Below are 8,384 nucleotides of genomic sequence, written 5' to 3'. Positions count from 1 at the left end.
CGGCGCCGGCCTGGCCGGCTGGGCCACCGTCGAGGCGCTGCGCGAGCGGGATGCGGAGGTGCCGATCACCCTGGTCAGCGGCTGCAGGCGACCGCTATCACAAGCCGGAACTGTCGCTGGCGCTGAGCCGCGGCCTGACGGCCGAGTCGCTGGTGCGCGAGACGGCCACCGAAGCGGCGTGCCGGCTCGGCGTGCGGCTGTACAGCGAAACCTTCGTGGTCGGCCTGAGCCCGGCATTGCACCAGTTGCGCACCACCCGCGGCACCCTGGGCTACACCCGGCTGGTGCTCGCCCAGGGCGCGCGTCCGGCATTACCGGCGGTATTGCCGCCGGCGCTGTGCTGGCGGGTGAACGATCTGGCCGGCTGGACTGGCCTGCAGGCGCAACTGGCCAAGGGGCCGCAGCGGGTCGCCATCGTTGGTGCCGGCATGGTCGGCTGCGAACTGGCCGAGGATTTTGCCCGCGCCGGCCACCGGGTCGTCCTGCTGGACCGCCAGCCCCAGCCGCTCGGCCGTCTGCTGCCGGAGCCGGCGGCACGGCGCCTGCGCCAGAGCCAGACGGAGCTTGGCATCGACTACCGTGGCGAGGTGGACGTGACCGCGGTCAGCGTCCTGGCCGATGGCGGCAAATGCATCGAGACCCGCTGCGGCCAGCGCCTGGTGGTCGACCAGATCGTCGCCGCCACCGGGCTGGCCACCGACCCGCGCCTGGCGCGCCAGGCCGGGCTGGCCTTCGACCAGGGCATCCGCGTCGATCCGCTCAGCCTGCGTACCAGCGCCGAGGACATCCATGCGCTGGGCGATTGCATCAGCCTGGATGGCGCTCCCTGTCGCTTCATCGAACCGATCGGCCGGCAGGCCCGGGCAATCGCCCAGGCCTTGCTGGGTGGCGAGGGCGGCGACTATTGCCACCGCGTCCCGGTAATCCGCCTCAAGACCCGCAGCCTGCCCATCGAATTGCATGGCACACCCTGTGCAGATGGCCAATGGCATGTGGTGAGCGAAAACGACGACTACCTGCTCATGGAGCAGCAGGTCGATGGGCATATCACTTCAACCTTGCGTGTCGGTCAGGCCAGCGCTGCCTGACCGTGTGACCTAAAAGAGGGCATCGTGATGACCGACAAGAATTTCTACCGTCCCTACTCGGCGAACAGCAGCCTGGCCGGCTGCAGTTGTGGCGCCCATGCCAGCCAGCGGGAACACGACCAGCAGGCTGAGCAGGCGCGCCTGGCGCGCGGGCGCGACAGCGAGACCCTGTCCCAGGATTTCGTCGAGGCGGCCGCCGTGCGCGCGCTGTTCCCCCACGATGCCACCCGGCGGCGGTTCCTCCAGGCGGTGGGCATGGGCACGGCGATGGCAGCCATCGCCAGCGTGCTGCCGCTGCAATCGCTGCAGGCGATGGCCGCGGAACGGGGCCCGCTGGAGAAGAAGAACCTGAAGATCGGCTTCATCCCGATCAACTGCGCCACGCCGTTGATCATGGCTGACCCGATGGGCTTCTACCGGGAGCAGGGCCTGTCGGTGAGCCTGCAGAAGACCGCCGGCTGGGCGCTGGTCCGCGACCAGATGCTGAACAAGGAACTGGACGCCTCGCACTTCCTCGCGCCGATGCCGCTGGCCATCTCCATGGGCCTGGGTTCCAGCGCCCAGCCGATGCGCGTGGCGACCATCCAGAACATCAATGGCCAGGCCATCACCCTGGCCCTCAAGCACAAGGACAACCGTGATCCGCGCAACTGGAAAGGCTTCAAGTTCGCCATTCCCTTCGAATACTCGATGCACAATTTCCTGTTGCGCTACTACCTGGCCGAGCATGGCCTGGACCCGGACCGTGACGTGCAACTGCGGGTGACCCCGCCGGCGGAGATGATCGCCAACCTGCGGGCGGGCAACATCGATGGCTTCTTCGGCCCCGAGCCGTTCAACCAGCGCGCCGTCTATGACGGCATCGCCTTCCTGCACGTGCTGTCCAAGGACCTCTGGAACGGTCATCCCTGCTGCTCCTTCGGGGCCTCGCAGGCGTTCATCGAAGAGAACCCCAATACCTTCGCCGCACTCTATCGCGCCGTGCTCAACGCCGCGGTGGCCGCTGGCGACCCGCAGAACCTGCCGGAAATCTCGAAGGCCATCTCCACGCCGAACTACCTCAACCAGCCCGAGATCGTCGTGCGCCAGGCGTTGACTGGCCGATATGCGGACGGGCTGGGTGGCGTGCAGAACGTGCCGGACCGTTCCGGGTTCGATCCGATGCCGTGGTACTCCATGGCGACCTGGATGCTGACGCAGATGAAGCGCTGGGGCTACGTCAAGGGCGAGGTGGACTTCAACGGCCTGGCCGAGCAGGTATTCCTGATGACCGACGCCCGCCGTCACATGGCCGAACTGGGGCTGGCCGAGGCCAGCGCCGAGCCTGTCGGCGGCTACAAGGGCTTCAGCGTGATGGGCCGTCCGTTCGATCCGGGCCAGCCGCAAGCCTATCTGGATGGCTTCGCGATCAAACGTGTCTGAAGGAGGCGCCATGAATACTTCGATTCGGTTGAAGGCCGCGCTGTTGTCCTGCGTGATGCTGCTGGTGCTGCTGATGGTCTGGCAGGCGACGACCCGTCCGGGCCAGCAGGCCGCCGGTGCGGTGGACGACGAGTACGCCCTGCTGATGGGACAGGCGGCGGGCGGTGCCAGCGAAACCGTCAATGGCATGCCGACGCCGGCGCAGTTCGCCACGCTGGCCTGGCGACAGATCAGCGACCCGTTCTACGACAATGGCCCGAACGACAAGGGCATCGGCATCCAGCTCGCCCATTCCCTCGCGCGGGTGGGGCTCGGCTACCTGATCGCGGCGCTGGTGGCCATCCCGCTGGGCTTCGTGATCGGCATGTCACCGCTGCTGTACAAGGCCTTCGACCCCTTTATCCAGCTGCTCAAGCCGATCTCACCACTGGCCTGGATGCCGATCGCGCTCTACACCATCAAGGATTCCACCACCTCGGCGATCTTCGTCATCTTCATCTGCTCGGTGTGGCCGATGCTGATCAACACCGCCTTCGGCGTCGCGGGTGTGCGTCGCGACTGGCTGAATGTGGCCCGCACCCTCGAGGTCGGTCCGTTGCGCAAGGCATTCAGGGTGGTCCTGCCGGCTGCGGCGCCGACCATCATCACCGGCATGCGCATCTCCATGGGTATCGCCTGGCTGGTGATCGTCGCGGCGGAAATGTTGATCGGCGGCACCGGGATCGGCTACTTCGTCTGGAACGAGTGGAACAACCTGTCGCTGGGCAACGTGATCTTCGCCGTGCTGATGATCGGCGTGATCGGCATGCTTCTCGATCTCCTCTTCGCCGCTCTGCAAAGGAAGGTGACCTATGTCGAATGAAACCCATCCGCACACCGTCCCCTTCATCAAGGTCGAGGGGTTGGGCAAGCGCTACCGCGACGACCAGCCGCCGGTGTTCGAAAACATCAACTTCAGCATCCAGCAGGGCGAGTTCATCTGCGTGATCGGCCACTCCGGCTGCGGCAAGAGCACCATCCTCAACGTCCTCGCCGGCCTGGAAGAGGCCTCCAGCGGCGGCGTGGTGATGGCCGGCAAGGAGATCGCGGGCCCCAGCCTGGACCGCGGCGTGGTGTTCCAGAGCCATGCGTTGCTGCCCTGGCTGACGGTGGAGCAGAACATCGCCTTCGCCGTGCGCTCGCGCCATCCGCGCTGGTCGCGCCGCCAGGTCGCCGAGCATGGCGCACGCTTCCTGGCGATGGTCGGCCTCGCCGCCGCCGCGCGGAAGAAGCCCAGCGAGCTGTCCGGTGGCATGAAACAGCGCGTCGGCATCGCCCGCGCTTTTGCCGTGGAGCCGAAGATGCTGCTGATGGACGAGCCGTTCGGTGCGCTGGACGCGCTGACCCGCGGCGTCATCCAGAGCGAACTGCTGAAGATCTGCGAAGCGACCCGGCAGACGGTGTTCATGATCACCCACGACGTCGACGAGGCGATTCTGCTGGCCGACAAGATCATGCTGATGAGCAACGGCCCCCAGGCACGGGTGGCCGAGATCGTGATCAACACCCTGCCGCGGACGCGCACCCGGGAAACCATGCACCACGATCCGCAGTTCTATCGCATTCGCAACCACCTGGTGGATTTCCTCGTGCACCGCTCCAGGGTTATCCAGCAGAGCGGCCCCGCCGCCAGCGGCGGCGAGCCGCTGGTGGTCAGGCCGGGCCTCGAGGACGACGGGCCGCCACCGGGTCCGGACCAGCCACAGAGCTCACGGATGCGCGTCGTCGCCTGAGCGCACCGCCAGTTCCCTTGCACCGATCCACGACCGCGAGCATCCGATGCTCGCGGTACGGGATACCTATCGCCCGAAAACCAAGGAAAAATCCATGCGTGCTCATCTGCTGTTGCCTTGTCCCGCGTTGCTGCTCTCGCTCATCGCCCCCGTGGCCCAGGCCGGGGACGCCTTCTCCGACCTGCTCACCCAGGGCAAGGTCTCGCTCGACCTGCGTTACCGTTACGAACACGTCGACCAGGACAATGCGCTGGCCAACGCCAACGCTCAGACTCTGCGCACCCGCGTCGGCCTGCACAGCGGCAGCTGGTTCGGGCTCTCCGCACTGGTCGAAGTGGACAACGTCAGCCGCCTCGGTGATGAGGATTTCAACGACAGCCGCAATGGCCGCACCGGCTACGCGCTGGTGCCCGACCCGGACGGTAGCGAGGTGAACCAGGCGCTGTTGCGCTATGACACGGCGTTCGGCCATGCCGTGGCCGGCCGGCAGCGCATCGAACTGGACAACCAGCGTTTCGTCGGCGGCGTCGCCTGGCGGCAGAACGAGCAGACCTACGACGGCGTGCTCGGCCGCATCGAGCCGCTCGAGGGCCTGAGCCTGACCTACGCCTACCTGGCCAACATCAACACCCCGTTCGGTCCCGATGGCCAGCATGGCTATCCGACCAACCCGGCTGACATCGAGGGCCACAGCCACCTGTTCAACCTGGCCTATGCCTGGCGGCCGGAGCTGAAACTGGCCGCTTACAGCTACCTGCTCGGCCTCGACAACCTGGCTGTGGCGCCGACCGCCGCGCCCGGCAGCCAGTCCAGCCGCACTACCGGCCTGCGCCTGAGCGGCACCCTACAAGGCATGGGCTATGCCCTGGAATATGCACGCCAGCGCGACTATGCCGGCAATCCCCTGAGCCTGAACGGCCACTATTTCCTCGGTGAGCTGAGCTATCAGCAGGGCGGCTACCTCCTCAAGGCCGGCCACGAAGTGCTGAGCGGCGGCGACGGCCCCGGCAATCGCGCCTTCCAGACTCCGCTGGCGACCAAGCACCTGTTCCAGGGCTGGGCCGACCTGTTCCTGATCACCCCCGCCGAAGGTATCCGCGACAGCTACCTCGGCGGCAGCTTGCCGCTGCTCGGCGGCAGCCTGCAGGCCTGGTACCACCACTTCCGTGCCGACGAGGGCGGGGATCGTTATGGCACGGAACTGGACGTGGCTTATGCCCGGGCGATTCCTGTCGTGAAGAACCTCAGCGCCATGGCCAAGTACGCCCGCTATGACGCCGACGCTTTCGGCGTGGACACCGACAAGTTCTGGCTGCAGCTGCAATACCGCTACTGATCGCGACGGCGCCACCGGGCGTGGGGAGGATGGATGCTGCTGGAAAGCCTGTACGGAGTGGGAGTGGGGTTGGCCTTGGGATTGACCGGGGGTGGCGGCGTGCTGGCCGTACCGGCGTTGGTGCTCGGCCTGGGCTACAGCCTGCCCGAGGCGACCCCGGTGGCATTGGTCGCGGTCGGCGCCTCGGCCCTGCTTGGCGGGCTCGATGGCCTGCGCCGGGGGCTGGTGCGTTATCGGGCGGCGCTGCTGATGGCTGGCGGAGGCGCCCTCTGCGCGCCGCTCGGCCTGCTGCTGGCGCAGGTTCTGCCGGTGGCGGTGCTTATGCTGCTGTTCTGCGCCGTGCTGCTGCTGATCGCTGCGCGTATGGTGGGGCAGGCCCTGGCGCGCACCGTTGCGCAGGGCACCTCCGCCGTGTCGTGCAAGAGCTGTCGGCTGGACAGCACCACCGGGCGCTTTCGCTGGACGCCGCGCTGCTTTCTCAGCCTGTCGCTCATCGGCGGCCTGTCGGGGTTGTTCAGCGGCCTGCTGGGCGTGGGCGGCGGTTTCCTGATCGTTCCCGGCATCCGCCAGGTCAGCGACCTGGGCATGCACGGTATCGTCGCCACCTCGCTGCTGGTGATCGCACTGATCTCCGCTGGCACCGTCATCGGTTTCTGGTGGGCGGGCGGTAGCCTGCCGAGTGCCGCCTGGACCTTCATCGCAGCTGCCGGTGGCGGAATGCTCGGTGGCCGGCTGCTGGCACCCAGGGTATCGGCTCGTGCCTTGCAACTGGGCTTCGCCCTGCTCGCCGGGCTGGCCGCGCTGATGCTGCTGGGCAAGGCGCTCGCATCCCTTCCCCCGCTTTCCTGACTTTCCCGGACTCCTGCCATGCAAGCCCACGTGCACAGCTTCTTCGACGCCCCGACCTCCACCTTCAGCCATGTGGTGCATGCAGGGCCGGGCACCCCCTGCGCCATCATCGACCCGGTGCTCGGCTACGAGCCGAAATCCGGGCGGACCGATACCCGCGCCGCCGATGCGATCCTCGACTACATACGGCAGCAACGGCTCGCCGTGCACTGGCTGCTGGAAACCCACGTGCATGCCGACCACCTCTCCGCCGCCGCCTACCTGCGCGCGCAGGCCGGTGGGTGGATCGCCGCCAGCGAGGCGGTCCGGCAGGTGCGCAAGGTCTTCCTGGGCCTCTACAACCTGCCCGAGAGCTATTGCCAGGCGCATGCCCAGTTCGACCACCTGTTCCGCCCGGACGAGGCTTTCGCCATCGGCGAGCTACAGGCCAGGGCACTGCATGTGCCCGGCCATACCCCGGCGGACCTGGCGTTCCGGGTCGGCGATGACGTGGTCTTCGTCGGCGACACGCTGTTTGCACCGGACGTCGGCACCGCTCGCTGCGATTTCCCCGGCGGCAGTGCCCTGCAACTGTTCCGTTCGATTCGCCGCCTGCTCGACCTGCCCGGGGACACCCGCCTGTTCATGTGCCATGACTATCCGCCGGCCGAACGCGCACCACGTGCCGTGTGCACGGTCGCCGAGCAGCGGGCGACCAACATCCATGCGCGTGACGGCGTCGACGAAACGGATTTCATCGTCATGCGCGGCCAGCGCGACGCGCAGCTGGAACTGCCCGCGCTATTGCTGCCGTCGATCCAGGTAAACATCCGCGCCGGTCTGCTGCCGGAGCCGGAAAGCAATGGGGTGCGTTATCTGAAGGTGCCGCTGGACGGGCTCTGAGCGGAAGCTGGCGGCGCACGATGGGTGCCCTGATGTACAACCGATCGATGAGGAAGTTTTCATGCAGACCAAAGAACATTGGGAAAAGGTGTACACGACCAAGGCCGTGGACGAGGTCAGCTGGTTCCAGGCGCATGCCGGGCTCTCGCTCAAGCTGATTCGCGACGCCGGGGTAGCGCTGACGGCCTCGGTCATCGACGTTGGCGGGGGCGCGTCGACGCTGGTCGATGATCTGATCGCCGAAGGCTTCGAGAACAACACGGTGCTCGACCTCTCCGCCGCTGCCCTGAGCCGAGCCCAGGCGCGCCTGGCGGAGCGGGCCACGGCAGTGGAGTGGCTGGAGGCCGACATTCTCGAAGCCGATCTGGCTACGCAGGCCTACGACGTATGGCACGACAGAGCGGTGTTCCATTTCCTGGTGACGGCTCGCGAGCGACGTGCCTATGTGCAGAAGGTCCTCCAGGCGGTCAAGCCGGGTGGGCTCGTCATCGTGGCGACGTTCGCCGAAGACGGCCCGGACCAGTGCAGCGGATTGTCTGTAAGGCGCTATGCCCCGGATGAATTGCACGCGGAGTTCGGCGAGCCCTTCCTGCTGCTCGGGCACCAGAAGGAATCCCACCGAACGCCTGGCGGTGCCGAGCAGGCGTTCGTTTATTGCGCCTGTCGCAAGCTGGTTTGACCGGCTCCCGGCACCGGGGTCGTCCAGAATGTAAACAATGTATTCATTGTTTGCTTTGGCAATTTCGTCCTCATGGCCCCGAGACGTGTCAGTGGCTCTGGGTAATCTCATTAACTTATTGATTTCAAATTAATTTAACGAGTTTCGTGCGTTTTGGCACAGCGGCTGCAAAAGCTTCGTCGAGATCAGAAAGCATCTCTTGCTCATTCCAACGGAGAAATGCCATGCCTGCTGCCCCCGCCACCTGTGCCACCACCGTCAAGACCTACCTGAAGCCGATCGACCGCGACGGCCTGATGGGTTTCGCCGAGAAGGGCCGCAACAACCCCGCCAGCCGGGGCACCAACAAAGTCCAT

The 8,384-nt window shown here is 66.5% G+C and carries 8 protein-coding genes; all 8 read left to right on the top strand.

Features of this window, described 5'->3' with window-relative positions; all coding sequences use genetic code 11:
• On the top strand, positions 1 to 1,088 hold a 1,088-nt coding region (locus BAY1663_RS21300; protein ID WP_256206925.1), incomplete at its 5' end, for an FAD-dependent oxidoreductase.
• Between the two features lie 27 nt (positions 1,089 to 1,115).
• The gene (locus BAY1663_RS21295) at positions 1,116 to 2,510 is read left to right on the top strand and encodes a CmpA/NrtA family ABC transporter substrate-binding protein (RefSeq protein ID WP_037044775.1); all 1,395 of its coding nucleotides are present in this window, start codon (positions 1,116 to 1,118) and stop codon (positions 2,508 to 2,510) included.
• Between the two features lie 10 nt (positions 2,511 to 2,520).
• Positions 2,521 to 3,372, top strand: a complete 852-nt coding sequence (ntrB, locus tag BAY1663_RS21290; protein WP_037044773.1) for a nitrate ABC transporter permease — start codon at positions 2,521 to 2,523, stop codon at positions 3,370 to 3,372.
• The gene (locus tag BAY1663_RS21285) at positions 3,362 to 4,282 is read left to right on the top strand and encodes an ABC transporter ATP-binding protein (RefSeq protein WP_037044772.1); all 921 of its coding nucleotides are present in this window, start codon (positions 3,362 to 3,364) and stop codon (positions 4,280 to 4,282) included. Before ntrB ends, BAY1663_RS21285 begins: the two co-directional genes overlap by 11 nt.
• Before the next feature lie 94 nt (positions 4,283 to 4,376).
• Positions 4,377 to 5,618: an alginate export family protein gene (locus tag BAY1663_RS21280; RefSeq protein WP_037044771.1), complete on the top strand. Its 1,242-nt coding sequence runs from the start codon at positions 4,377 to 4,379 to the stop codon at positions 5,616 to 5,618.
• A gap of 33 nt (positions 5,619 to 5,651) precedes the next feature.
• Positions 5,652 to 6,467 carry a sulfite exporter TauE/SafE family protein gene (locus BAY1663_RS21275; RefSeq protein ID WP_177325829.1) on the top strand — a complete coding sequence of 272 codons (816 nt, stop codon included), beginning with the start codon at positions 5,652 to 5,654 and terminating at the stop codon, positions 6,465 to 6,467.
• Between the two features lie 18 nt (positions 6,468 to 6,485).
• On the top strand, positions 6,486 to 7,349 hold the full coding sequence (locus BAY1663_RS21270; protein ID WP_037044770.1) for an MBL fold metallo-hydrolase: 864 nt from the start codon (positions 6,486 to 6,488) through the stop codon (positions 7,347 to 7,349).
• Between the two features lie 61 nt (positions 7,350 to 7,410).
• Complete coding sequence (locus tag BAY1663_RS21265; protein WP_037044768.1) at positions 7,411 to 8,028, top strand: trans-aconitate 2-methyltransferase; 618 nt, start codon at positions 7,411 to 7,413, stop codon at positions 8,026 to 8,028.
• The last annotated feature ends 356 nt before the right edge of the window (positions 8,029 to 8,384 follow it).

Source organism: Pseudomonas sp. BAY1663, from assembly GCF_000582595.1.
Taxonomy (GTDB): domain Bacteria; phylum Pseudomonadota; class Gammaproteobacteria; order Pseudomonadales; family Pseudomonadaceae; genus Stutzerimonas; species Stutzerimonas stutzeri_AF.
Note: the sequence above shows the minus strand (reverse complement) of the source record. Positions and strands in the feature narration are given on the sequence as shown.